Source organism: Enterobacter cloacae complex sp. IR5384, assembly GCF_049237265.1.
Classification (GTDB): domain Bacteria; phylum Pseudomonadota; class Gammaproteobacteria; order Enterobacterales; family Enterobacteriaceae; genus Enterobacter; species Enterobacter cloacae.
The window spans coordinates 95,883-120,445 of the sequence record NZ_JBMKHJ010000005.1; the positions used below are offsets into that span (position 1 = coordinate 95,883).

General features: G+C 54.3%; 21 protein-coding genes and 7 tRNA genes. 26 read left to right on the forward strand and 2 right to left on the reverse strand.

Annotated features, from left to right (window positions below):
• The first annotated feature begins 74 nt into the window (after positions 1 to 74).
• From nagB to ACOTX3_RS06635, 12 genes are all read left to right on the forward strand, one after another.
• The gene (nagB, locus tag ACOTX3_RS06580) at positions 75 to 875 is read left to right on the forward strand and encodes a glucosamine-6-phosphate deaminase (protein ID WP_013097568.1); all 801 of its coding nucleotides are present in this window, start codon (positions 75 to 77) and stop codon (positions 873 to 875) included.
• Between the two features lie 55 nt (positions 876 to 930).
• Entirely contained in the window at positions 931 to 2,079 is a 1,149-nt protein-coding gene (gene nagA, locus ACOTX3_RS06585) for an N-acetylglucosamine-6-phosphate deacetylase (protein WP_013097569.1), read from the forward strand.
• An 8-nt stretch (positions 2,080 to 2,087) separates the two neighbouring features.
• Positions 2,088 to 3,308, forward strand: coding sequence for a DNA-binding transcriptional regulator NagC (gene nagC / locus ACOTX3_RS06590; RefSeq protein ID WP_045902308.1), 1,221 nt, complete (start codon positions 2,088 to 2,090; stop codon positions 3,306 to 3,308).
• 45 nt (positions 3,309 to 3,353) lie between these two features.
• Positions 3,354 to 4,106, forward strand: coding sequence for a ribonucleotide monophosphatase NagD (gene nagD / locus ACOTX3_RS06595; protein ID WP_013097571.1), 753 nt, complete (start codon positions 3,354 to 3,356; stop codon positions 4,104 to 4,106).
• A gap of 249 nt (positions 4,107 to 4,355) precedes the next feature.
• Positions 4,356 to 6,020, forward strand: coding sequence for an asparagine synthase B (asnB, locus tag ACOTX3_RS06600; RefSeq protein WP_013097572.1), 1,665 nt, complete (start codon positions 4,356 to 4,358; stop codon positions 6,018 to 6,020).
• Between the two features lie 227 nt (positions 6,021 to 6,247).
• A tRNA-Met gene (locus ACOTX3_RS06605) sits at positions 6,248 to 6,324 on the forward strand.
• 8 nt (positions 6,325 to 6,332) lie between these two features.
• A tRNA-Leu gene (locus ACOTX3_RS06610) sits at positions 6,333 to 6,417 on the forward strand.
• A 23-nt stretch (positions 6,418 to 6,440) separates the two neighbouring features.
• A tRNA-Gln gene (locus ACOTX3_RS06615) sits at positions 6,441 to 6,515 on the forward strand.
• 32 nt (positions 6,516 to 6,547) lie between these two features.
• Positions 6,548 to 6,622, forward strand: a tRNA-Gln gene (locus ACOTX3_RS06620).
• Between the two features lie 17 nt (positions 6,623 to 6,639).
• Positions 6,640 to 6,716: transfer RNA gene (locus ACOTX3_RS06625), tRNA-Met, on the forward strand.
• A gap of 39 nt (positions 6,717 to 6,755) precedes the next feature.
• Positions 6,756 to 6,830, forward strand: a tRNA-Gln gene (locus ACOTX3_RS06630).
• A 35-nt stretch (positions 6,831 to 6,865) separates the two neighbouring features.
• A tRNA-Gln gene (locus ACOTX3_RS06635) sits at positions 6,866 to 6,940 on the forward strand.
• Between the two features lie 105 nt (positions 6,941 to 7,045).
• Here the strand turns inward: ACOTX3_RS06635 and ubiF are convergent.
• Entirely contained in the window at positions 7,046 to 8,221 is a 1,176-nt protein-coding gene (ubiF, locus tag ACOTX3_RS06640) for a 3-demethoxyubiquinol 3-hydroxylase (RefSeq protein WP_058679336.1), read from the reverse strand.
• 135 nt (positions 8,222 to 8,356) lie between these two features.
• On the opposite strand from ubiF, the gene miaB reads away from it, so the two are divergent.
• From miaB to rihA, 10 genes are all read left to right on the forward strand, one after another.
• A complete protein-coding gene (gene miaB / locus ACOTX3_RS06645; RefSeq protein ID WP_013097574.1) occupies positions 8,357 to 9,781 on the forward strand; it encodes a tRNA (N6-isopentenyl adenosine(37)-C2)-methylthiotransferase MiaB in 1,425 nt (474 codons plus the stop codon).
• A 163-nt stretch (positions 9,782 to 9,944) separates the two neighbouring features.
• Positions 9,945 to 10,991, forward strand: a complete 1,047-nt coding sequence (locus ACOTX3_RS06650; protein WP_020684942.1) for a PhoH family protein — start codon at positions 9,945 to 9,947, stop codon at positions 10,989 to 10,991.
• On the forward strand, positions 10,988 to 11,455 hold the full coding sequence (gene ybeY, locus ACOTX3_RS06655; RefSeq protein ID WP_058679337.1) for an rRNA maturation RNase YbeY: 468 nt from the start codon (positions 10,988 to 10,990) through the stop codon (positions 11,453 to 11,455). The genes ACOTX3_RS06650 and ybeY overlap by 4 nt, the downstream gene beginning before the upstream one ends.
• An 89-nt stretch (positions 11,456 to 11,544) precedes the next feature.
• Positions 11,545 to 12,423, forward strand: coding sequence for a CNNM family magnesium/cobalt transport protein CorC (gene corC, locus ACOTX3_RS06660; RefSeq protein WP_013097576.1), 879 nt, complete (start codon positions 11,545 to 11,547; stop codon positions 12,421 to 12,423).
• A gap of 5 nt (positions 12,424 to 12,428) precedes the next feature.
• A complete protein-coding gene (gene lnt, locus ACOTX3_RS06665) occupies positions 12,429 to 13,967 on the forward strand; it encodes an apolipoprotein N-acyltransferase (protein ID WP_058679338.1) in 1,539 nt (512 codons plus the stop codon).
• Positions 13,968 to 14,367: 400 nt separating this feature from the next.
• Positions 14,368 to 15,273, forward strand: coding sequence for an amino acid ABC transporter substrate-binding protein (locus tag ACOTX3_RS06670; RefSeq protein WP_014883004.1), 906 nt, complete (start codon positions 14,368 to 14,370; stop codon positions 15,271 to 15,273).
• A gap of 155 nt (positions 15,274 to 15,428) precedes the next feature.
• A complete protein-coding gene (locus ACOTX3_RS06675) occupies positions 15,429 to 16,169 on the forward strand; it encodes an amino acid ABC transporter permease (RefSeq protein ID WP_013097579.1) in 741 nt (246 codons plus the stop codon).
• Complete coding sequence (gene gltK / locus ACOTX3_RS06680) at positions 16,169 to 16,843, forward strand: glutamate/aspartate ABC transporter permease GltK (RefSeq protein ID WP_013097580.1); 675 nt, start codon at positions 16,169 to 16,171, stop codon at positions 16,841 to 16,843. Before ACOTX3_RS06675 ends, gltK begins: the two co-directional genes overlap by 1 nt.
• Positions 16,843 to 17,568, forward strand: coding sequence for an amino acid ABC transporter ATP-binding protein (locus tag ACOTX3_RS06685; RefSeq protein WP_014831084.1), 726 nt, complete (start codon positions 16,843 to 16,845; stop codon positions 17,566 to 17,568). Before gltK ends, ACOTX3_RS06685 begins: the two co-directional genes overlap by 1 nt.
• 120 nt (positions 17,569 to 17,688) lie before the next feature.
• On the forward strand, positions 17,689 to 18,630 hold the full coding sequence (gene rihA / locus ACOTX3_RS06690) for a pyrimidine-specific ribonucleoside hydrolase RihA (protein WP_058679339.1): 942 nt from the start codon (positions 17,689 to 17,691) through the stop codon (positions 18,628 to 18,630).
• 149 nt (positions 18,631 to 18,779) lie between these two features.
• Here the strand turns inward: rihA and ACOTX3_RS06695 are convergent, their stop codons facing one another.
• A complete protein-coding gene (locus ACOTX3_RS06695; RefSeq protein ID WP_014831082.1) occupies positions 18,780 to 19,262 on the reverse strand; it encodes a zinc ribbon-containing protein in 483 nt (160 codons plus the stop codon).
• A gap of 214 nt (positions 19,263 to 19,476) precedes the next feature.
• Between ACOTX3_RS06695 and leuS the strand changes: the two genes are divergently transcribed.
• Genes leuS through nadD form a run of 4 tightly spaced genes read left to right on the forward strand, consistent with a single transcriptional unit; the run spans position 19,477 to position 24,332 of the window.
• Positions 19,477 to 22,059, forward strand: a complete 2,583-nt coding sequence (leuS, locus tag ACOTX3_RS06700) for a leucine--tRNA ligase (RefSeq protein ID WP_020685667.1) — start codon at positions 19,477 to 19,479, stop codon at positions 22,057 to 22,059.
• A gap of 14 nt (positions 22,060 to 22,073) precedes the next feature.
• On the forward strand, positions 22,074 to 22,643 hold the full coding sequence (gene lptE, locus ACOTX3_RS06705) for an LPS assembly lipoprotein LptE (protein ID WP_028028133.1): 570 nt from the start codon (positions 22,074 to 22,076) through the stop codon (positions 22,641 to 22,643).
• On the forward strand, positions 22,643 to 23,674 hold the full coding sequence (gene holA / locus ACOTX3_RS06710; protein ID WP_029882135.1) for a DNA polymerase III subunit delta: 1,032 nt from the start codon (positions 22,643 to 22,645) through the stop codon (positions 23,672 to 23,674). The genes lptE and holA overlap by 1 nt, the downstream gene beginning before the upstream one ends.
• Positions 23,667 to 24,332, forward strand: coding sequence for a nicotinate-nucleotide adenylyltransferase (nadD, locus tag ACOTX3_RS06715; protein WP_020685664.1), 666 nt, complete (start codon positions 23,667 to 23,669; stop codon positions 24,330 to 24,332). Before holA ends, nadD begins: the two co-directional genes overlap by 8 nt.
• Positions 24,333 to 24,563 lie beyond the last annotated feature (231 nt).

Genomic DNA, 24,563 nt, shown 5'->3' on the forward strand with positions numbered 1-24,563 from the left:
TTCCAGGTTACGCTTAAGTATCAGGTCCCGATACCCATCCGCCCACTCTTCTACTTAAACTCTTGAGGTGAACAATGAGACTGATTCCCCTGGCAACTGCTGAACAAGTCGGTAAATGGGCCGCTCGCCATATCGTTAACCGTATCAACGCCTTCAAACCAACCGCCGATCGTCCTTTCGTCCTTGGCCTCCCTACCGGCGGCACACCGCTGACCGCATATAAAGCACTGGTAGAGATGCACAAAGCAGGCCAGGTTAGCTTCAAACACGTTGTCACCTTCAACATGGATGAATATGTCGGCTTACCGAAGGATCACCCGGAAAGCTACCATAGCTTCATGCACCGTAATTTCTTTGATCACGTTGATATTCCAGCTGAAAACATTAACCTGCTGAATGGAAACGCGCCTGATATTGACGCAGAATGCCGTCAGTATGAAGAAAAAATCCGTTCTTACGGTAAAATCCACCTGTTTATGGGCGGTGTGGGTAACGATGGTCATATCGCGTTTAACGAACCCGCGTCGTCACTGGCGTCCCGTACCCGTATTAAAACGCTGACCCATGACACGCGCGTGGCAAACTCCCGTTTCTTTGATGGCGATGTGAACCAGGTTCCTAAATATGCCCTGACCGTCGGTGTCGGCACGCTGCTGGATGCCGAAGAAGTGATGATTCTGGTCCTGGGCAGCGTGAAAGCGCAGGCGCTCCAGGCTGCCGTTGAAGGCAACGTAAACCACATGTGGACCATCAGTTGCCTGCAGCTACATCCAAAATCCGTCATCGTCTGTGACGAACCGTCCACGATGGAACTGAAGGTGAAGACGCTGAAATACTTCAACGAGTTAGAAGCTGAGAACATCAAAGGTCTGTAATTGAATAACCGCCTCTTCATGAAGAGGCGGCCGCTTTTTTTAACCGGGGGTCGTTATGTACGCTTTAACCCACGGTCGGATTTATACCGGCCATGAAATTCTGGATGACCATGCGATTGTTATCGCTAATGGCCTGATTGAACGTGTTTGTCCGCTGGCAGAGCTGCCGCCGGAGATTGAACAGCGCTCACTCAATGGAGCAGTAATCTCCCCCGGTTTTATCGACGTACAGCTGAACGGCTGCGGCGGTGTGCAGTTTAACGACACCGCAGACGCCGTCACCGTCGAAACGCTGGAAATCATGCAGAAAGCGAACGAGAAATCGGGCTGCACCAGCTATCTGCCAACCCTCATCACCAGCAGCGATGAGCTGATGAAACAGGGTATCCGCGTTATGCGTGAATACCTGGCGAAACACCCAAATCAGGCTCTGGGTCTGCACCTTGAAGGGCCATGGCTGAATATGGTGAAGAAAGGGACGCATAATCCGGATTACGTGCGTAAGCCTGATGCCGAACTGGTCGACTATATGTGTGCCAATGCGGATGTGATCACCAAAGTGACGCTGGCACCTGAAATGACCGGTACTGACGTGATCAGCAAACTGGCCGCCGCCGGGATTGTCGTGTCAGCGGGCCATTCAAACGCCACGCTGAAAGAGGCAAAAGCCGGTTTCCGTGCGGGTATTACCTTTGCGACACACCTGTATAACGCCATGCCGTATATCACGGGACGTGAACCGGGGCTGGTCGGGGCGATTCTGGATGAGCCAGATGTTTACTGCGGCATCATCGCGGACGGTTTACACGTCGATTACACCAACATTCGCAACGCCAAGCGGCTGAAAGGTGACAAGCTTTGCCTGGTGACGGATGCCACCGCACCGGCAGGTGCAAATATTGAGCAGTTCATTTTTGCCGGTAAAACAATATACTACCGCAACGGACTGTGTGTGGATGAAAACGGTACGTTGAGCGGCTCCTCCCTGACCATGATTGAAGGCGTGCGTAACCTGGTCGAGCATTGCGGCATTGCGCTTGAAGAAGTGCTGCGCATGGCAACCCTTTATCCTGCGCGTGCCATCGGCGTGGATAAACAGCTCGGCGGAATTGCACCAGGCATGGTTGCAAACCTGACGGCATTCACACACGATTATAAAATTATTAAGACCATCGTTAATGGTAACGAGGTCGTCACTGAGTAAGTAAAAGTATGACACCAGGCGGACAAGCTCAAATCGGTAATGTCGATCTCGTTAAACAGCTTAACAGCGCGGCGGTATATCGCCTGATTGACCAACACGGGCCAATCTCACGTATTCAGATAGCCGAACAAAGCCAGCTTGCTCCCGCCAGCGTGACAAAAATTACACGTCAGCTTATTGAGCGCGGCCTGATCAAAGAAGTCGATCAGCAGGCCTCCACCGGGGGCCGCCGCGCAATTTCCATCATCACCGAAACCCGCAATTTTCAGGCCATTGGCGTTCGTCTTGGTCGCCATGACACCACCCTGACGCTTTACGATCTGAGCAGTAAAGCCATTGCCGAAGAGCACTACCCTCTTCCGGAGCGCACCCAGGAGACACTGGAGCACGCGCTGCTCAATACCATCGCGCTCTTTATCGAAAGCTGTCAGCGCAAGATCCGCGAGCTCATCGCCATTTCGGTGATCCTGCCCGGGCTGGTTGATCCGGAAAGCGGTGTCATTCGTTATATGCCACATATCCCGGTCGAGAACTGGGCACTGGTGGAGGCGCTGGAAAAGCGCTTTAAGGTGACCTGCTTTGTGGGTCACGACATCCGCTCGCTGGCGCTGGCCGAGCACTACTTTGGTGCGAGTCAGGACTGTGAAGACTCTATTCTGGTGCGTGTTCACCGCGGTACCGGGGCGGGCATTATCTCCAACGGACGTATCTTTATTGGCCGTAACGGCAACGTGGGCGAGATTGGTCATATCCAGGTGGAACCGCTTGGCGAGCGCTGCCACTGCGGTAATTTTGGCTGTCTTGAAACGGTTGCCGCCAACGCGGCCATTGAGCATCGCGTCCGTCATCTGCTGGAACAAGGCTACCAGAGCCGCGTGACGCTGGATGATTGTAAAATCGGCGCCATCTGCAAAGCCGCCAATAAAGGCGATGCGCTGGCCTGCGAAGTGATCGAACAGGTCGGGCGCCACCTCGGCAAAACCATTGCCATTGCCATCAACCTTTTTAATCCACAAAAAGTGGTGATTGCAGGTGAAATCGTCGAGGCGGAAAAAGTGTTACTGCCCGCGATTGAAGGCTGCATTAACACCCAGGCGTTGAAAGCGTTTCGTCAGAATTTACCGGTCGTGCGTTCGACGCTGGATCACCGCTCTGCGATTGGCGCGTTTGCACTGGTCAAACGCGCCATGCTCAACGGGATCCTGTTGCAGCATTTGCTGGAAAGCTAATCGGGACTTATAGTAACGCCTTCTTTTTTTGATGTCGGATTGTTCATGACCATTAAGAATGTAATTTGTGATATTGACGGCGTGCTGATGCACGACAACGTCGCCGTGCCAGGTGCTGCGGAGTTTCTACACCGCATCATCGACAAAGGAATGCCGCTGGTTCTTCTCACGAACTACCCTTCCCAAACCGGTCAGGATCTGGCGAACCGTTTTGCCACTGCGGGCATCAACGTACCGGACAGCGTGTTTTATACCTCCGCAATGGCGACGGCAGATTTTTTGAAGCGTCAGGAAGGGAAAAAAGCCTACGTGGTCGGTGAAGGTGCGCTGATCCACGAGCTGTATAAAGCAGGCTTTACCATTACCGATGTGAACCCGGACTTTGTGATCGTCGGCGAAACGCGCTCGTTTAACTGGGAGATGATGCATAAGGCCGCCTACTTTGTCGCCAGCGGCGCGCGCTTTATCGCCACCAACCCCGATACGCACGGCCGTGGTTTCTATCCGGCCTGCGGCGCACTGTGCGCCGGTATCGAAAAAATCTCCGGTCGTAAACCGTTTGTGGTCGGTAAACCGAGCCCGTGGATCATTCGTGCCGCGCTGAACACGATGCAGGCCCACTCTGAAGAGACGGTGATTGTCGGTGATAACCTGCGCACCGATATTCTGGCCGGTTTCCAGGCGGGTCTGGAGACCATTCTGGTGCTCTCCGGTGTCTCTCAACTTGATGACATTGATTCGATGCCGTTTCGGCCGAGCTGGATCTACCCCTCCGTCGACGAAATTGACATTATCTGATTCCCAACCACGCCTCAGGGCGTGGTTTTTCATTTATAGCCCCGCCCAATAAAATCATATCTAACAAAAAAGCCAATTCATTGCATAATCATCAATAAAACTGTTCATGGCATACTCTTTTTTCAACATTCCGCAATCACCATTGCACTATTTTCGTTTAACCCGGTAAAACCCTTGCGCGCTCTTCTCCTTTGCGGCATTTTCATAAGCAAGCAACATTACAAAGCAACAGGGTTAACGGAGAAGGTTATGTGTTCAATTTTTGGCGTACTGGATATTAAAACTGACGCGGGCGAACTGCGTAAAAAAGCACTCGAGCTGTCCCGCCTGATGCGCCATCGCGGCCCGGACTGGTCCGGTATTTACGCCAGTGACAAAGCAATTCTGGCTCACGAACGTCTGTCGATTGTAGACGTCAACGCCGGTGCACAGCCGCTGTATAACGAGAAAAAAACACACGCGCTGGCTGTAAACGGTGAAATTTATAACCATCAGGCGCTGCGTGCCGAATATGGCGATCGTTACGCCTTCCAGACCGGCTCTGACTGTGAAGTCATTCTGGCGCTGTATCAGGAGAAAGGCCCTGAGTTCCTGGACGACCTGCAGGGTATGTTTGCATTCGCCCTGTACGACAGCGAAAAAGACGCTTATCTGATTGGCCGCGACCACATTGGTATCATTCCGCTGTATATGGGCCATGATGAACACGGCAACTTCTATGTTGCGTCTGAAATGAAAGCGCTGGTGCCGGTATGCCGCACCATTAAAGAGTTCCCGGCAGGTAGTTACCTGTGGAGCAAAGATGGCGAAATCCGTCAGTACTACCAGCGCGACTGGTTTGACTATGATGCGGTAAAAGACAACGTGACTGACAAAGCCGAGCTGCGTCAGGCGCTGGAAGATTCCGTTAAAAGCCACCTGATGTCAGACGTGCCTTACGGTGTGCTGCTCTCCGGCGGGCTGGACTCCTCCGTTATTTCAGCCATCACCAAGAAATTTGCGGCGCGTCGTGTTGAAGATCAAGAGCGTTCAGAAGCCTGGTGGCCGCAGCTGCACTCCTTTGCCGTAGGGCTGGAAGGTGCACCGGATCTGAAAGCCGCGCAGGACGTGGCGAACCACCTCGGCACCGTGCACCATGAAATTCATTTCACCGTGCAGGAAGGTCTGGATGCGATCCGCGACGTGATCTATCACATTGAAACCTATGATGTGACGACCATTCGTGCATCCACCCCTATGTATCTGATGTCCCGTAAGATTAAAGCAATGGGCATCAAGATGGTGTTGTCAGGTGAAGGTTCTGATGAAGTGTTTGGCGGCTACCTGTACTTCCATAAGGCGCCGAACGCGAAAGAGCTGCATGAAGAGACCGTACGTAAACTGCAGGCGCTGCACATGTTTGACTGCGCACGTGCTAACAAAGCGATGTCCGCATGGGGTGTTGAAGCGCGCGTTCCGTTCCTGGATAAAAAATTCCTCGACGTGGCCATGCGCATTAACCCGCAGGACAAAATGTGCGGCAACGGTAAAATGGAAAAACATATCCTGCGTGAATGTTTTGAATCCTACCTGCCGGCGAGCGTGGCATGGCGTCAGAAAGAGCAGTTCTCGGATGGCGTTGGCTACAGCTGGATCGACACCCTGAAAGAGGTGGCGGCGAAACAGGTTTCAGACCAACAACTGGAAACAGCAAGCTTCCGCTTCCCGTACAACACGCCAGGCTCTAAAGAAGCGTATCTGTACCGTGAGATCTTCGAAGAGCTGTTCCCGGTACCGAGTGCTGCTGAGTGTGTGCCAGGCGGTCCTTCAGTGGCCTGCTCTTCAGCGAAAGCCATTGAATGGGATGAATCTTTCAAAGCGATGAACGATCCATCAGGACGTGCGGTAGGCGTTCACCAGTCTGCCTATAAATAAACACGTATTTGAACATCAGGCCCTGCGGGGCCTGTTTTTATTTGCCTTACATTTCACCGTCTAAAATCGATTAATAACCAATAATTGCCGAATATTCGGTCACGCTGTTCGCAACCTAACCAAACAGTCACATTCCGGCCATTTTCGTTGAAAAAGGTGTTGACGCTGCAAGGGTCTATACGCATAATGCGCCCCGCAACGCCGATAAGGTAACGCGAAAAAAAGATGGCTACGTAGCTCAGTTGGTTAGAGCACATCACTCATAATGATGGGGTCACAGGTTCGAATCCCGTCGTAGCCACCATCTTTTTTGCGGGAGTGGCGAAATTGGTAGACGCACCAGATTTAGGTTCTGGCGCCGCAAGGTGTGCGAGTTCAAGTCTCGCCTCCCGCACCATTCCCAGGTAAGCGTTGCACGGATGGGGTATCGCCAAGCGGTAAGGCACCGGTTTTTGATACCGGCATTCCCTGGTTCGAATCCAGGTACCCCAGCCATATTTCTTCGATCATGCGGTTCTCCGCGGTATTGGGGTATCGCCAAGCGGTAAGGCACCGGTTTTTGATACCGGCATTCCCTGGTTCGAATCCAGGTACCCCAGCCATCGAAGAACGCAGTACTGGCTACGTAGCTCAGTTGGTTAGAGCACATCACTCATAATGATGGGGTCACAGGTTCGAATCCCGTCGTAGCCACCATATTAAGATTATCGATCTGTTTCGGTAATAAAAAATTGTTGGGGTATCGCCAAGCGGTAAGGCACCGGATTCTGATTCCGGCATTCCGAGGTTCGAATCCTCGTACCCCAGCCAATTTAAAAGTCGTTAAGCAGTACGTTTAACGCAATTGGGGTGTCGCCAAGCGGTAAGGCTCTGGTTTCTGATACCAGCATTCCGGGGTTCGAATCCCTGCACCCCAGCCACTTAAAACAAACAAGCCCGCTCTGCGGGCTTTTTTGTTTTTGTACAGAATTGTGCGGCCTGATGCCCTCACCCTGGCCCTCTCCCACAGGGAGAGGGAATAAAGATTAGAGTCCCAGAGCGTATTTAAGCGCCTGACGCTTCAAGCCGCCGGCGCGTTCCGCCGCCATCAATCCAATGTTTCGCAGAATACGCACCGGGGCCAGATCATTGCTGAAACCGGCATAGAACAGATCCATCCCCGACTGCATGATGAAGTTATCCGCCATACGTCGCGTCTGGTAGCGCTTGAGTATATGATGGCTTGACCAGGCCTCCGCATGCGCACGTGCATTGCCCAGCACATCCAGTAAAGCGTCAACGTCACGATACCCGAGGTTCACGCCCTGCCCCGCCAGAGGATGAATGGTGTGCGCCGCATCGCCCACCAGCGCCAGCCCTTCACGGGCATACTGCAGCGCATGGCGACGTGTAAGAGGAAACGCCCCTGCGGCAACCGGCGTGATATGTCCCAGACGGGCCGGGAAGTGTTGCAGAATTTCACGCTGCAACTGCTCCATTGAAAGCCCCTGTAGCTGGCGAATGCGCGCCGGTTTGTCGTACCACACCAGCGATGCCCAGTTATCGAACAGCGGTAAAAAGGCATGCGGACCATTCGGAGTAAAGTGCTGCCAGGTACTCTCTCCCGGCGCATTTTCACACTGAACGGTGATCAGCATACAGGACTGCTCATACTGCCAGGCATGAACACCGATGCCCGCCATCTGTCTGACCTGCGAGTGAGCACCGTCAGCCCCAATGACCAGCTTCACAGCCAGTTCATCGCCGCTGTCGAGCGTCAGCGTGTAGCCGCTATTGTGAGGATGCAGCGTCTTCAGCGACGCAGGAACACACAGCGTCACCTTCGGATGCGCCTCCAGCGCCTGCCAGAGCGCCCGCTGGAGGACGTTGTTTTCCACCATATAGCCCAGACGCGGCAGCTTCAGCTCGGCGGCATCAAACGCGACGTGGGCATTTTCCCATTCCCAGGTTTCAAGGCGACTGTAAGGGTGAGCCCGCATATCGAGCACCGCCTCCCAGACGCCCAGCCCGCGAAGCAGATCGACAGAGGCCGCGCTGATGGCGGAAATGCGGACATCCGGCTTTGCCGTCGGGTCAAACTCAGCAGGCGCCGCCTGCTCAATAACCGTTACCTCAAATCCCTGCTGCGCCAGCCCCAGCGCCAGCGCGCCGCCGACCATACCGCCGCCGACAACGGCAATTTCGGTGTGTTGGAGTGTCATGGTCACTTTTCCTTATTGGAGAATCCCTTAAGTTTACCGGATTTTTGCAGTCCTGAGACGCATAACCTTCATACTGGTCACAACCCCACCAAAGCATTACAATACACGGCTTGCAATCCTGAGCTGAGCAAGTCGATGACTAAAAAACTCCATATAAAAACCTGGGGCTGTCAGATGAACGAATACGATTCATCCAAGATGGCCGATCTGCTGGATACCACCCACGGATACCAGTTGACTGAAAATGCGAAAGAAGCCGATGTGCTGCTGCTGAATACCTGCTCAATTCGTGAAAAAGCGCAGGAAAAAGTCTTTCACGTTTTAGGTCGCTGGAAACTTCTCAAACGAAAAAATCCGGACCTGATCATCGGTGTGGGTGGCTGCGTCGCGTCGCAGGAAGGTAAGCTGATTCGTCAGAGAGCCCCCTATGTGGATATTGTCTTTGGCCCCCAGACCCTGCACCGCCTGCCGGAAATGATCAACAAGGTGCGCGGCGATCGTAGTCCGGTCGTTGATGTCAGCTTCCCGGAGATCGAAAAATTTGACCGTCTGCCCGAGCCGCGTGCGGATGGCCCGACCGCGTTCGTCTCAATCATGGAAGGCTGCAACAAATACTGCACTTATTGCGTGGTGCCTTATACCCGTGGTGAGGAAGTGAGCCGCCCGGCAGACGATATTCTGTTTGAAATCGCACAGCTTGCCGCACAGGGCGTACGCGAGGTGAACCTGCTGGGTCAGAACGTGAACGCCTGGCGTGGTGAGAACTACGACGGAACCACCGGCAGCTTTGCTGAACTGCTGCGCCTGGTAGCTGCGATTGACGGTATCGACCGTATTCGCTTTACCACCAGCCATCCAATGGAATTCACCGACGATATTATCGACGTTTACCGCGATACGCCGGAGCTGGTGAGCTTCCTGCATTTGCCGATTCAGTGCGGCTCTGATCGCGTACTGAACCTGATGGGGCGTCCGCATACGGTGCTGGAGTACAAATCCACCATTCGTAAGCTGCGTGAAGCGCGTCCGGATATCCAGATAAGTTCCGACTTTATCGTTGGCTTCCCAGGTGAAACCGCTGACGACTTCGAACGCACCATGAAGCTCATCGGCGAAGTGAATTTTGACGTCAGCTACAGCTTCATCTTCTCTGCGCGCCCTGGCACACCGGCGGCCGATATGGTTGACGATGTCCCGGAAGAAGAGAAAAAACAGCGTCTGTACATTCTGCAAGAGCGTATCAACCAGCAGGCCAACGCCTGGAGCCGCCGTATGCTCGGCACCGTCCAGCGTATTCTGGTGGAAGGCACCTCCCGTAAGAGCATCATGGAACTCTCAGGCCGTACCGAAAACAACCGCGTGGTGAATTTCGAAGGCACCCCGGACATGATCGGTAAATTTGTGGACGTCGAGATTGTGGAAGTACTGACCAACTCGCTGCGCGGAAAACTGGTGCGCACCGAGGATGAGATGGGGCTGCGCATTGCGCAATCGCCTGAATCCGTCATTTCCCGCACGCGTAAAGAAAACGATTCTGGCGTTCGGGTTTACCAGCCATAATCCTTCAGGCCTGCCTTCCCGGCAGGCCTTGTATTTCCTCTCAACGTCCCCAATATCTTCCGCAACGCTTGCGCCTTTTTTCCATGGCGTGAATAATTTCGGTAATGACCGTTTTATTACGCCTGAGGGCGCCGGGCCAGTTAACCAATCAAAGAGGAACAGTTTGAACATAGACACGCTTGAAATTAGCCTAACGCCCGCAGACAACGCTCGCCTGCTGAGCCTGTGCGGGCCGTTTGATGACAACATCAAACAACTGGAGCGACGTCTGGGTATCGAAATCAATCGTCGCGATAATCATTTCAAACTCACCGGACGCCCTATCTGCGTCAATGCGGCTGCGGACATCCTGCGTAACCTGTATGTTGATACCGCCCCGATGCGTGGCGAAATTCAGGATATCGAACCGGAACAAATTCACCTCGCCATTAAAGAGGCGCGCGTGCTTGAGCAGAGCGCAGAAAGCGTGCCGGACTATGGCAAAGCCATAAATATCAAGACCAAACGTGGTGTCATTAAGCCGCGTACACCGAACCAGGCGCAGTACATTGCCAACATTCTCGACCATGACATCACCTTCGGCGTAGGTCCGGCGGGTACAGGTAAAACCTATCTGGCCGTCGCCGCTGCGGTTGATGCGCTGGAGCGCCAGGAGATCCGCCGTATTCTGCTGACCCGCCCGGCGGTTGAAGCAGGTGAAAAACTCGGCTTCCTGCCAGGGGACCTGAGTCAGAAGGTGGATCCTTATCTGCGCCCACTGTACGACGCGCTGTTCGAAATGCTGGGCTTTGAGAAAGTTGAGAAGCTTATTGAGCGTAACGTGATTGAAGTCGCCCCGCTGGCCTACATGCGTGGCCGTACCCTTAACGATGCGTTCATTATTCTGGATGAGAGCCAGAACACCACCATCGAACAGATGAAGATGTTCCTGACGCGTATCGGCTTCAACTCGAAAGCGGTTATCACCGGTGACGTCACCCAGATTGACCTGCCGCGCAGCACCAAATCGGGCCTGCGCCACGCCATCGAAGTGCTGGCTGAGGTGGACGAAATCAGCTTTAACTTCTTCCACAGTGAAGACGTGGTACGCCACCCGGTGGTCGCGCGTATCGTTAACGCCTATGAAGCCTGGGAAGAGGCCGATCAGAAGCGTAAGGCCGAACTGGCCGCAGAACGTAAGCGCGAAGCGCAGGAGCAAGAACAGAAATGAGTCAGGTGATCCTCGATTTACAGCTGGCCTGTGAAGATAATTCCGGCATGCCAGAAAAGGCGCAGTTTCAGAAATGGCTGGATGCTGTTATCCCCCAGTTTCAGGAAGAGTCAGAAGTCACGATTCGCCTGGTGGATGAAGCAGAAAGCCATGAGCTTAACCTGACCTACCGCGGGAAAGATAAGCCAACCAACGTGCTCTCTTTCCCGTTCGAAGCCCCACCGGGTATTGAAATGCCGCTGCTCGGCGATCTGATCATCTGCCGTCAGGTGGTGGAACAGGAAGCCAAAGAGCAGCAAAAGCCGCTCGAGGCCCACTGGGCGCATATGGTTGTCCATGGAAGCCTGCACCTGCTGGGCTACGATCATATTGAAGATGACGAAGCGGAAGAGATGGAGTCCCTTGAGACAGAGATAATGCTTGCTCTGGGCTATGAGGATCCGTACATTGCCGAGAAAGAATAGTCAGACAACCGACTGACTAACATGCCGCCGCGTAAGGAAATAGCGCGGCGGTAAACATTGAACTGACGAGAGAACCCTTAACAAACGCCATGAGCGACGACAATTCACACAGTAGCGACACGACAAACAGTAAAAAGGGATTTTTCTCCCTCATTCTGAGCCAGCTTTTCCATGGTGAGCCCAAAAACCGTGATGAACTGCTGGAGCTGATTCGTGATTCCGGGCAAAACGATCTTATCGACGAAGATACGCGCGAAATGCTCGAAGGGGTAATGGACATCGCCGACCAGCGCGTTCGCGATATCATGATCCCCCGCTCGCAGATGATCACCCTGAAACGTAACCAGAGCCTCGATGAATGCCTCGATGTGATTATCGAATCCGCTCACTCCCGTTTCCCGGTCATCAGCGAAGACAAAGATCACATCGAAGGGATTTTGATGGCCAAAGATCTGCTGCCGTTTATGCGCAGCGATGCCGAAGCCTTCAGCATGGAAAAAGTGTTACGCCAGGCCGTGGTTGTGCCGGAAAGTAAACGTGTGGATCGGATGCTGAAAGAGTTTCGCTCCCAGCGTTACCACATGGCGATTGTAATTGATGAATTTGGCGGCGTGTCAGGCCTTGTCACGATCGAGGATATTCTTGAGCTGATCGTGGGCGAGATCGAAGACGAGTATGACGAAGAAGAAGATATCGACTTCCGTCAGCTTAGCCGCCACACGTGGACCGTTCGCGCCCTGGCCTCCATTGAGGATTTCAACGACGCCTTCGGCACCCACTTCAGCGATGAAGAGGTGGATACCATTGGTGGGCTGGTGATGCAGGCCTTTGGTCATCTTCCTGCCCGCGGCGAAACCGTTGACATCGATGGTTACCAGTTCAAAGTGGCGATGGCCGACAGCCGACGTATTATACAGGTTCATGTCAGAACGCCGGACGACTCACCGGTGCCAAAACTGGAAGATTAATGTAAATGGCATTTGCCCCACTGCTTGAACGCCAGCGCGTCCGTTTGCTGCTGGCGCTGTTACTCGGAGCCAGCGGTACGCTGGCTTTTTCTCCTTACGATATCTGGCCTGCAGCCATTCTCTCCCTGATGGGGTTACAGGGGTTAACCCTGAATCGTCGTCCCGTTCAGGCTGCAGCCATTGGCTACTTCTGGGGGCTGGGGCTGTTTGGATCCGGCATCAACTGGGTCTACGTCAGCATCGCCCAGTTTGGAGGTATGCCGGGGCCGGTTAACGTCTTCCTTGTGGTTCTGCTGGCCGCCTATCTCTCGCTCTACACCGGTCTGTTTGCGGGCATTCTTTCCCGCCTGTGGCCTAAAACCAGCTGGCTGCGCGTTGCCATTGCGGCTCCCGTGGTCTGGCAGATTACCGAGTTTCTGCGCGGCTGGGTGCTGACCGGCTTCCCGTGGCTGCAGTTTGGCTACAGCCAGATTGACGGCCCGCTGAAAGGTCTGGCGCCGGTAATGGGTGTTGAAGCCATTAACTTCCTGCTGATGGTGGTGAGCGGCCTGCTGGTGCTGGCGCTGGTCACGCGTAACTGGAAACCACTGGTGGTGGCGCTGGTTCTTTTCGCTCTGCCCTTCCCGCTGCGTTATATCCAGTGGTATACCCTGATGCCAGAGCGCGCCACACAGGTATCGATGGTGCAGGGAAATATTCCGCAGGCGATGAAGTGGGATGAAAAAGAGTTGCTGAACACGCTAAAAATTTACGCCAACGCCACTGAAGAGGTGATGGGTAAATCACAGCTGATCATCTGGCCTGAATCTGCCATTCCGGATCTGGAAATTAACCAGCAGCCGTTTCTCAACATGATGAACGATCTGCTGCGCGCGCGCGGCAGTACGCTGATCACCGGGATTGTGGATGCGCGTCTGAATCAGCAGAACCGCTACGATACCTACAACGCCATCATTACGCTCGGCAAAGACAGCGAGTACAGCTACACCTCGACTGACCGGTATAACAAGAATCACCTTGTTCCGTTTGGCGAGTTTGTTCCGCTGGAATCGATACTGCGTCCGCTGGCACCGTTCTTTGACCTGCCAATGTCCTCCTTCAGTCGGGGGCCGTATGTGCAGCCGCAGCTGCATGCACACGGCTTTGCCCTGACGGCGGCCATTTGCTACGAGATCATCCTCGGTGAACAGGTGCGCGACAACTTCCGTCCGGATACGGACTTCCTGCTGACCATCTCTAATGATGCCTGGTTCGGTAAGTCGATTGGTCCGTGGCAGCACTTCCAGATGGCGCGGATGCGTTCACTGGAGCTGGCGCGTCCGCTGTTGCGCAGCACCAACAATGGCATCACCGCCGTGATTGGACCGCGGGGAGAAATTCAGGCCATGATCCCGCAGTTTACGCGCGAAGTGTTGACGGCTAAAGTCACGCCGACAAGCGGCCTGACGCCATATGCCCGCACCGGCAACTGGCCGCTGTGGATCCTGACCGCCCTGTTTGGCTTTGGGGCTGTGCTGATGAGCCTTCGTCAGCGTCGTCGCTAATCTTACCTTCTGTTGCCGGGTGGCGCTGACGCTTCCCCGGCCTACATTTCGCTTCGTCGGTCGGGTAAGGCGTAGCCGCCACCCGACAGTTCCCTCCCAAATTTCAATTCTGGCACGCCTATTGCTTTGTTTATTCAGGTAAACGCAGTTTGGCTTCGTGTGCAACCTTGTCGCACCAGCATAGATCGCCGGTAGCACCGAAACGGTGCAACGAGAGATTTCTGCCTCGGAATGGTGCGGCGCGCTTCGCAAAAATAAACAATAACGCAGCAAAATCTTTACATTAAGCCAGACTAAATGTTAACAAGCTTGCATAACACTGCACTCGCATAGCGCGAGATATAACAACATCACAATGGGTATCAATGCGTCACTGACGCTGATAAGAAAGGAGTTGGGTATGCAATTACGTAAACTGGCCACAGCAATGCTGGTAATGGGGATGTCCGCAGGCGTTGTACACGCTGAAGACGCGCCGGCAGCCGGCAGCACTCTCGACAAGATTGCCAAAAACGGCGTGATCGTGGTCGGCCACCGTGAATCTTCTGTCCCGTTCTCTTACTACGACAACACGCAAAAAGTCGTGGGCTATTCACAGGACTACTCTAACGCCATCGTTGAGGCCGTGAAGAAAAAGCTGAACAAACCCGACCTGCAGGTAAAACTGATTCCAATCACCTCGCAGAACCGTATCCCACTGCTGCAAAACGGCACCTTCGATTTTGAGTGTGGCTCCACCACCAACAACCTGGAGCGTCAGAAACAGGCCGCCTTCTCCGACACCATCTTTGTGGTGGGGACCCGTCTGCTGACCAAAAAAGGCGGCGACATCAAAGATTTTGCTGACCTGAAAGGCAAAGCCGTTGTTGTGACCTCCGGGACAACCTCAGAAGTGCTGCTGCACAAGCTGAACGACGAGAAGAAAATGGATATGCGCATCATCAGCGCGAAAGACCATGGTGACTCCTTCCGTACGCTGGAAAGTGGCCGTGCCGTCGCGTTTATGATGGATGATGCTCTGCTGGCTGGCGAACGTGCAAAAGCGAAGAAACCGGACAACTGGGATATCGTTGGTACCGCCCAGTCGAAAGAAGCCTACGGCTGTATGCTGCGTAAAGACGATCCGCAGTTTAAGAAGCTGATCGATGACACCATCGCCCAGGTGCAAACCTCCGGTGAAGCGGAAAAATGGTTCGACAAATGGTTCAAAAACCCAATTCCACCCAAAAATCTCAACATGAACTTTGAACTGTCTGACGACATGAAAGCACTGTTCAAATCACCAAATGACAAGGCTCTTAACTAATTAGAACTACAGGGGCGGGATCTCCTGCCCTCTCGATTGTCGGGAAGCATGGACAGACTATACGTTGAGTGGTCGTTCCCCACTCAGCGCGAAAAATGAGCTTCTCACCAATCTTCGAGGGTAGCGCTGCTACCCTTTTTTTTCTGGAGTTTATTATGTCAATAGACTGGAACTGGGGCATATTTCTGCAACAAGCCCCGTTCGGCAACACAACCTATCTTGGCTGGCTGTGGAGCGGCTTTCAGGTTACCGTTGCGTTATCGATAACGGCGTGGATTATTGCGTTCCTTGTCGGTTCACTGTTCGGTATTCTGCGCACCGTCCCTAACCGTTTTCTCTCTTCTATCGGCACGCTGTATGTGGAACTGTTCCGTAACGTTCCGCTGATCGTGCAGTTCTTTACCTGGTATCTGGTCGTTCCTGAACTGCTGCCGGAAAATATTGGCATGTGGTTCAAGTCGGAACTGGATCCTAACGTACAGTTCTTTGTCTCCTCGATGATGTGTCTGGGGCTGTTTACCGCCGCACGCGTGTGCGAGCAGGTACGCGCCGCTATTCAGTCGCTGCCGCGTGGACAAAAAAACGCGGGTCTGGCGATGGGGTTAACGCTGCCGCAAACCTACCGCTACGTCCTGCTGCCTAACGCCTACCGCGTCATTGTTCCACCGATGACCTCAGAGATGATGAACCTGGTCAAAAACTCGGCCATCGCCTCAACGATCGGTCTGGTCGATATGGCAGCACAGGCGGGTAAACTGCTGGATTATTCCGCCCACGCGTGGGAATCCTTCACGGCAATTACGCTCGCGTATGTTCTGATTAACGCTTTCATCATGCTGGTGATGAACCTGGTTGAACGCAAAATTCGCCTGCCGGGCAATCTGGGGGGCAAATAATGTACGAATTTGACTGGAGTTCCATTGTTCCTTCCATGCCGTACCTGCTGGATGGCCTGGTGATCACCTTAAAAATCACGGCGATCGCCATCATCGTCGGTATCGTCTGGGGCACCCTGCTGGCGGTAATGCGCCTGTCGAGCTTTAAACCGCTCGCCTGGTTTGCCACTGCCTACGTTAACGTTTTCCGCTCTATCCCGCTGGTGATGGTGCTGCTGTGGTTTTACCTGATTGTTCCCGGATTCCTGCAAAACGTTCTGGGACTGTCACCGAAAACCGATATCCGCCTGATTTCCGCGATGGTTGCGTTCTCCATGTTTGAGGCCGCTTACTATTCCGAGATCATCCGTGCGGGCATACAGAGTATCTCACGCGGGCAGTCCAGCGCGGCGCTGGCGCTGGGGATGACCCACTGGCAGTCCATGCAACTCATTATTCTGCCGCAGGCGTTTCGCGCCATGGTTCCCCTCCTGCTGACCCAGGGCATCGTGCTGTTCCAGGATACCTCTCTGGTATATGTCCTGAGCCTGGCAGACTTCTTCCGTACCGCGTCCACCATCGGTGAGCGCGATGGTACGCAGGTTGAGATGGTGCTCTTCGCAGGTGCGGTCTATTTTGTGATTAGTTTAAGCGCGTCGCTGTTGGTCAGTTGGCTGAAGAAAAGGACGGTATAATGATTTCCCTGAAAAATGTTTCTAAATGGTATGGGCACTTTCAGGTGCTGACCGACTGCTCTACCGAAGTCAAAAAAGGTGATGTGGTGGTAGTGTGCGGGCCGTCCGGTTCCGGTAAATCGACGCTGATCAAAACGGTTAATGGTCTGGAGCCTGTGCAGCAGGGTGAAATTGTTGTTAACGGCACCAAAGTGAACGACAAGAAAACCAACCTTGCCCAGCTTCGCTCCCACGTGGGGATGGTGTTCCAGCATTTTGAACTGTTCCCTCACCTCTCCATCATCGAGAACCTGACGCTGGCGCAGGTGAAAGTGCTTAAGCGTGACAAAAAAGCGGCGCGTGAGAAAGGGCTGAAGCTTCTGGATCGCGTGGGGCTTTCTGCGCACGCCGATAAGTTCCCGGCACAGCTTTCCGGGGGCCAACAGCAGCGTGTGGCGATTGCTCGCGCACTGTGTATGGATCCGGTGGCAATGCTGTTCGACGAACCGACCTCCGCACTCGATCCCGAAATGATCAACGAAGTGCTGGACGTCATGGTTGAACTGGCCCACGAAGGGATGACCATGATGGTGGTGACCCACGAAATGGGCTTCGCCCGCAAAGTGGCAAACCGCGTGATCTTTATGGATGAAGGCAAGATCGTTGAAGACTCGCCGAAAGAAGAGTTCTTCGCCAACCCGAAATCCGAACGCGCTAAAGACTTCCTGGCTAAAATCCTGCATTAATCTTCTCAGTGCGCAATCTGCGGATTGCGCACTGTCTCACGCTTTCAATCTCTGCTTCTCGTCGGCGTCACATTGCAGCGTTAACCTTGTCACAAAATAACGCTACGTATGGAGAACGCTATGGCACAGCTTATTATTTTCGATTGCGATCCGGGTCATGATGACGCGATTGCCCTCGTCCTTGCACTTGCCTCCCCTGAACTTGAAGTCAAAGCTGTTACCTCATCTGCCGGCAACCAGACGCCGGATAAAACCCTGCGCAACGTCCTGCGTATGCTGACCTTGCTAAAGCGCCCCGATATTCCCGTGGCCGGTGGCGCGGTCAAACCGCTGATGCGTGAACTGATCATTGCCGACAACGTACACGGAGAAAGCGGCCTGGACGGCCCGGCACTGCCGGAACCGGGTTTCGCCCCGCAATCCTGTACCGCCGTGGAGCTGATGGCAAAGGTACTACGCGAGAGTGCTGAACCCGTCACGCTGGTAGCAACGGGCCCGCAAACCAACGTTGCGCTGCTGCTGAACAGCCATCCTGAACTGCACAGTAAAATTGCCCGTATCGTGATTATGGGCGGAGCCATGGGGCTGGGTAACTGGACGCCTGCGGCGGAGTTCAACATCTTTGTTGACCCGGAAGCGGCGGAGATCGTCTTCCAGTCGGGCTTGCCGATTGTGATGGCCGGACTGGATGTTACCCACCGGGCGCAGATTATGGCGAATGACATCGAGCGTTTTCGTGCGATTGGCAACCCGGTTGCCACGACCGTGGCCGAGCTGCTCGACTTCTTTATGGAATATCACAAAGCCGAGAAATGGGGCTTCCATGGCGCGCCGCTGCATGACCCGTGCACCATTGCCTGGCTGCTGAAGCCTGAGATGTTTACCACGGTAGAGCGCTGGGTTGGTGTGGAGACCCAGGGGAAATACACCCAGGGGATGACGGTGGTGGATTACTATTCGCTGACGGGCAATAAACCGAATACCACGCTAATGGTGGATATCGATCGGCAGGCGTTTGTGGATTTGCTGGCGGAGAGGCTCGCATACTATAGTGCGGCCTGATGCCCTCACCCCAACCCTCTCCCACGGGGAGAGGGAGCAAACACTAAAAACGGCAACGTGGTTGCCGTTTTGCTTTTACCTTTTGCGGCTTGATGCCCTCACCCCAGCCCTCTCCCACAGGGAGAGGGCGCAAACAGTTTTGCTTTTACCTAGGGCTCAAACGGCCGACGCTGGAATTGATCGTGCCCGCACTTCGGACACAGGGACAGCACCTCCGGCGTATAAACGGCAATATGGTGATGGCATTTCTCACAGACCAGATTTCCCAGCCCCACCACTTCGCCGCTGTGATACACGCCGTGATGATTCAGATCCTGAAAGACTTCACGCCACTCCAGCTGTGTTTTATCGGTAATATCCGCCAGCTCCTGCCAGAGGCTCTCCTTGATCACCCGCATAAATACGCTGTCGGTCACCTCGTCCTGGCTCTCCTGGTAACTGCGCGCGAACTCTTCGAGGTCACGACGCACGGCGCGCGTCACCTCTTCCACTTCGGTTCGCGTTAACTCACCCGTTTGCGTCACGCGCGCACGCGCCTGTTCCACCAGCGCGTCGATATCTCGCTCGCCGTTACGCAGCCGTTCCGTCAGTGTTGCCACCAGTTCGCGGTAAAATTGAGCAACCTTGTTCATCATTTTGCCTCCCGGGTAAGTAACTATTTCTAATAATAGACCTTATTTCATCGCCGCTTTGTCAGGTGAACCACAGACCCGGTAAATTCCTGCAAAGCGCATTTGTGCGAAAGGCTGTTTTGACGCGGGCGTTTGGGCTATGCTATGCGGATCTGAAATACCACATCCATTGGCTACATTTGTAGCTGTATTGAAAACAGGACCACTGGCTGCCATGCAAGAGCAATACCGCCCGGAAGAGATAGAATCAAAAGTCCAGCAACACTGGGACGAGAAGCGTACCTTTGAAGTAACCGAAGACGAGAGCAAAGAGAAGTATTACTGCCTGTCGATGCTTCCCTATCCTTCTGGTCGACTACACATGGGCCACGTGCGTAACTACACCATCGGTGATGTGATTGCACGCTACCAGCGTATGCTGGGCAAAAACGTGCTGCAGCCAATCGGCTGGGATGCATTCGGTCTGCCAGCTGAAGGCGCGGCGGTCAAAAACAATACGGCGCCAGCGCCGTGGACGTACGACAACATCGCGTACATGAAAAACCAGCTCAAAATGCTGGGCTTTGGCTATGACTGGAGCCGCGAGCTGGCGACCTGTACCCCGGAATACTACCGCTGGGAACAGAAGTTCTTCACCGAGCTGTACAAAAAAGGCCTGGTCTATAAGAAGACGTCTGCAGTTAACTGGTGCCCGAACGACCAGACCGTTCTCGCGAACGAACAGGTTATCGACGGCTGCTGCTGGCGCTGCGACACAAAAGTTGAGCGTAAAGAGATCCCACAGTGGTTTATCAAAATCACCGCTTACGCTGACGAACTGCTGAACGATCTGGACACGCTGGACCACTGGCCGGATACCGTTAAGACCATGCAGCGCAACTGGATCGGCCGTTCTGAAGGCGTGGAGATCACCTTCAACGTTGAGAACTACGATCAGACTCTGACCGTCTACACCACCCGTCCGGATACCTTCATGGGCGCGACCTATCTGGCCGTGGCCGCAGGTCACCCGCTGGCGCAGAAAGCTGCCGAAAATAACCCAGAGCTGGCTACCTTTATCGACGAATGCCGCAACACGAAAGTGGCAGAAGCCGACATGGCGACCATGGAGAAGAAAGGCGTTGCCACGGGCTTCTATGCGAAGCACCCACTGACTGGCGAAGCGATTCCGGTCTGGGCAGCAAACTTCGTGCTGATGGAATACGGTACCGGTGCCGTGATGGCTGTTCCGGGTCACGACCAGCGCGACTATGAATTTGCCACCAAATACAACCTGCCGATCAAAGCCGTTATTCTGGCGGCTGACGGCTCTGAACCTGACCTGTCTGAGCAAGCACTGACGGAAAAAGGCACGCTGTTTAACTCTGGTGAGTTCAGCGGCCTGAGCTTCGAAGAGGGTTTCAACGCCATCGCCGACAAACTGGCATCGCTGGGCGTGGGCGAGCGTAAAGTGAACTACCGCCTGCGCGACTGGGGCGTTTCCCGTCAGCGTTACTGGGGTGCGCCAATCCCGATGGTCACGCTGGAAGACGGCACCGTGATGCCAACCCCGGAAGATCAACTCCCGGTGATCCTGCCGGAAGATGTGGTCATGGATGGCATCACCAGCCCGATCAAAGCCGATCCTGAGTGGGCAAAAACCACCGTTAACGGTCAGCCTGCGCTGCGTGAAACCGACACCTTTGACACCTTTATGGAGTCTTCCTGGTACTACGCCCGCTACACCTGCCCGCAGTATCAGGAAGGGATGCTGGATTCCGACGCGGCAAACTACTGGCTGCCGGTAGACATCTACATCGGTGGTATTGAACATGCCATCATGCACCTGCTCTACTTCCGCTTCTTCCACAAGCTGATGCGTGACGCAGGCATGGTGAACTCTGACGAGCCAGCGAAACAGCTGCTGTGTCAGGGCATGGTACTGGCAGATGCGTTCTACTATGTGGGTGCGAACGGCGAACGTAACTGGGTCTCTCCGGTTGATGCGATTGTTGAGCGCGACGAGAAAGGCCGTATCGTGAAGGCGAAAGACGCCGAAGGTCATGAACTGGTGTATACCGGCATGAGCAAGATGTCCAAGTCCAAAAACAACGGCATCGACCCGCAGGTGATGGTTGAGCGCTACGGCGCGGATACCGTGCGTCTGTTCATGATGTTTGCCTCACCGGCAGACATGACCCTGGAGTGGCAGGAGTCCGGTGTTGAAGGGGCGAATCGCTTCCTGAAACGCGTCTGGAAACTGGTTTACGAACACACCGCTCAGGGCGACGCACCGGCACTGAACGTTGCTGCCCTGACTGAAGATCAGCAGGCGCTGCGTCGTGATGTTCATAAAACGATTGCAAAAGTGACCGATGATATTGGTCGTCGTCAGACCTTCAATACCGCAATTGCGGCTATTATGGAACTGATGAACAAGCTGGCGAAAGCACCGCAGGAAGGCGAGCAGGATCGTGCCTTAATGCGTGAAGCGCTGTTGGCCGTCGTGCGCATGTTGAACCCGTTCACCCCGCATGTCAGCTTCACCCTGTGGCAGGAGCTGAAAGGCGAAGGCGATATCGACAACGCGCCGTGGCCGGTTGCTGATGAATCCGCCATGGTGGAAAACACCACGCTGGTGGTAGTACAGGTCAACGGTAAAGTACGCGGTAAAATTACCGTCGCCGTTGATGCAACCGAAGAACAGGTTCGTGAGCGTGCTGGCCAGGAACATCTGGTGGCGAAATATCTTGAGGGCGTTACCGTACGTAAAGTGATCTACGTACCAGGTAAACTGCTGAATCTGGTCGTTGGCTAAGCGCGGGAGGAAACGTGCGACAACTGGCAACAATACTCTTATCTCTGGCGGTGCTGGTCACCGCGGGGTGTGGCTGGCACCTGCGCAATACCACGGCGGTGCCCGCTGAGATGAAAACGATGATTTTCGACTCAGGGGATCCGAATGGTCCACTCAGCCGGGCAGTGCGTAACCAGCTGCGTTTGAACGATGTTCAACTGATCGAAAAAGGCACCCTGCGCCAGGATGTACCGTCATTACGTATCTTAAGCTCATCGCTGGCTAAAGATACCGCGTCGATCTTCCAGGATGGACGTACTGCGGAATATCAGATGGTGCTGACGGTGAACGCGGCAGTATTGATCCCGGGTAAAGACATTTTCCCTATCAATACCAAAGTGTACCGCTCGTTCTTTGATAACCCGCAAACGGCGCTGGCAAAAGATGCTGAGCAGCAGATTATCATTAACGAAATGTACGACAAGGCCGCAGAACAGCTGATCCGTAAGCTGCCAGGCATTGCCGCAACGACAAGACAGGGTTCTGACATCATCGACAAACCGGATGCCAACACGCCTCCTGTTTCTACCTCCATGGGTAACTGATGATCAGGCTGTATCCTGAACAACTCCGCGCGCAGCTCAATGAAGGGCTGCGCGCGGCGTATCTGCTACTGGGTAACGACCCGCTCTTGCTTCAGGAAAGCCTGGATGCCGTGCGACATGCCGCCGCCGCTCAGGGCTTTGATGAACACCACACCGTCCAGTTGGATAACAATACCGACTGGAATGCCCTCTTCTCCCTTTGCCAGGCGATGAGTCTCTTTGCATCACGCCAGACCATCCAGATCCTGCTGCCAGAGAATGGTCCGAACGCGGCCATCAATGAACAGCTGGCGACGCTGGTCAGCCTGTTGCACAGCGATCTGCTGTTAATCGTGCGTGGCAACAAGCTCACCAAAGCGCAGGAAAACGCCGCGTGGTTTACCCAACTCGCCACTCATGCCGTGCTGGTCACCTGCCAGACGCCTGAGCAAGCCCATCTGCCGAAATGGGTGGCGGCAAGAGCGAAGCAGAATAACCTGCAACTGGACGACGCAGCGAATCAGCTGCTGTGCTACTGCTATGAAGGCAACCTGCTGGCGTTAGCCCAGGCGCTGGACCGGCTCGCCCTCCTCTGGCCCGATGGCAAGCTGACTCTGCCGCGCGTGGAGCAGGCGGTTAACGACGCTGCACACTTCACGCCGTTCCACTGGGTTGATGCGCTGCTGATGGCAAAGAGCAAGCGCGCCCTGCATATTTTGCAGCAGCTACGCCTTGAGGGTAGCGAACCGGTTATATTGCTGCGTACGCTGCAGCGTGAACTGCTGATGCTCATCACGCTCAAGCGCCAGTCTGCTCATACGCCATTGCGTTCGTTGTTCGACAAACACCGTGTCTGGCAAAACCGTCGGGCGATGACCACCGAGGCCATTAATCGTCTGAGCCATGAACAGCTGCGCCAGGCGGTACAGCTTTTGATGCGCGCAGAGCTCACGTTAAAACAAGATTACGGCCAGTCCGTCTGGGCGGAACTGGAAAGCCTTTCTCTGCTGCTCTGCCACAAGGCGCTGGCAGATGTATTTATCGATGGATAGCATGCACTCTCTACAGGCCCTGTACGGTGGCACCTTTGACCCGGTCCATTACGGTCATCTGAAACCGGTTGAAATTCTGGCGAATCTGATTGGTCTTCAGCGCGTGATTATCATGCCCAATAACGTTCCGCCACATCGGCCTCAGCCTGAGGCCACCAGCGAGCAGCGAAAAGAGATGCTCGCCCTGGCCATTGCGGATAAACCGCTCTTCAGCCTGGACGAGCGTGAACTCCGTCGCGACACCCCGTCCTGGACCTCGCAAACGCTACAGGAGTGGCGGGCCGAACAGGGGCCGGACAAACCGCTGGCCTTTATCATCGGCCAGGATTCTCTGCTCAACTTCCCCACCTGGCACCAGTATGAAACCATTCTGGAGAACAGCCATCTCCTCGTCTGCCGCCGTCCGGGCTATCCGCTGACCATGCGTGAAGAACAGTATCAGCAGTGGCTGGAAGCTCATCTGACCGACAATGTGGAAGATCTGCATAATCAACCTGCCGGGAAGATCTATCTGGCGGAGACGCCGTGGTTTGATATTTCTGCGACAATCATTCGCGACCGGCTTCAGCACGGTTTAGCCTGTGACGATCTCCTGCCATCGTCAGTGCTGGACTATATCCACGCGCACGGGTTGTATCAGAAAAGCGCAGACGCATAATCCGGGCGTACAAAAAGCGCCTTATTGATTATCCTGCCTTGACAGAGTAAGCCATACTGTTATCCTCCGCTGCCAGACTTTCCCGCCGCTCATTGCTTTACAGAAATTGTTTTACAAAAATGGCGATGCAATCTCCGGCGGAGGGTGGGATGATACCCGCCTTCAAAAGCCCGGCCGGTGACATTTGTCCCGACAGGGGCGTCAGTTCAGGTATACTGTCTGGCTACGAAT

Excerpts from the sequence above, each read along its gene's own strand:
- ubiF (WP_058679336.1), bottom strand. The coding sequence starts at position 8,221 with ATGACACTCCAACACACCGAAATTGCCGTTGTCGGCGGCGGTATGGTC.
- rihA (WP_058679339.1), top strand. The coding sequence starts at position 17,689 with ATGGCACAGCTTATTATTTTCGATTGCGATCCGGGTCATGATGACGCG.
- ACOTX3_RS06670 (WP_014883004.1), top strand. The coding sequence starts at position 14,368 with ATGCAATTACGTAAACTGGCCACAGCAATGCTGGTAATGGGGATGTCC.
- nadD (WP_020685664.1), top strand. The coding sequence starts at position 23,667 with ATGGATAGCATGCACTCTCTACAGGCCCTGTACGGTGGCACCTTTGAC.
- lnt (WP_058679338.1), top strand. The coding sequence starts at position 12,429 with ATGGCATTTGCCCCACTGCTTGAACGCCAGCGCGTCCGTTTGCTGCTG.
- nagD (WP_013097571.1), top strand. The coding sequence starts at position 3,354 with ATGACCATTAAGAATGTAATTTGTGATATTGACGGCGTGCTGATGCAC.
- leuS (WP_020685667.1), top strand. The coding sequence starts at position 19,477 with ATGCAAGAGCAATACCGCCCGGAAGAGATAGAATCAAAAGTCCAGCAA.
- corC (WP_013097576.1), top strand. The coding sequence starts at position 11,545 with ATGAGCGACGACAATTCACACAGTAGCGACACGACAAACAGTAAAAAG.
- holA (WP_029882135.1), top strand. The coding sequence starts at position 22,643 with ATGATCAGGCTGTATCCTGAACAACTCCGCGCGCAGCTCAATGAAGGG.
- gltK (WP_013097580.1), top strand. The coding sequence starts at position 16,169 with ATGTACGAATTTGACTGGAGTTCCATTGTTCCTTCCATGCCGTACCTG.
- ybeY (WP_058679337.1), top strand. The coding sequence starts at position 10,988 with ATGAGTCAGGTGATCCTCGATTTACAGCTGGCCTGTGAAGATAATTCC.
- ACOTX3_RS06675 (WP_013097579.1), top strand. The coding sequence starts at position 15,429 with ATGTCAATAGACTGGAACTGGGGCATATTTCTGCAACAAGCCCCGTTC.
- nagB (WP_013097568.1), top strand. The coding sequence starts at position 75 with ATGAGACTGATTCCCCTGGCAACTGCTGAACAAGTCGGTAAATGGGCC.
- ACOTX3_RS06685 (WP_014831084.1), top strand. The coding sequence starts at position 16,843 with ATGATTTCCCTGAAAAATGTTTCTAAATGGTATGGGCACTTTCAGGTG.
- asnB (WP_013097572.1), top strand. The coding sequence starts at position 4,356 with ATGTGTTCAATTTTTGGCGTACTGGATATTAAAACTGACGCGGGCGAA.
- miaB (WP_013097574.1), top strand. The coding sequence starts at position 8,357 with ATGACTAAAAAACTCCATATAAAAACCTGGGGCTGTCAGATGAACGAA.
- nagA (WP_013097569.1), top strand. The coding sequence starts at position 931 with ATGTACGCTTTAACCCACGGTCGGATTTATACCGGCCATGAAATTCTG.
- ACOTX3_RS06695 (WP_014831082.1), bottom strand. The coding sequence starts at position 19,262 with ATGAACAAGGTTGCTCAATTTTACCGCGAACTGGTGGCAACACTGACG.
- nagC (WP_045902308.1), top strand. The coding sequence starts at position 2,088 with ATGACACCAGGCGGACAAGCTCAAATCGGTAATGTCGATCTCGTTAAA.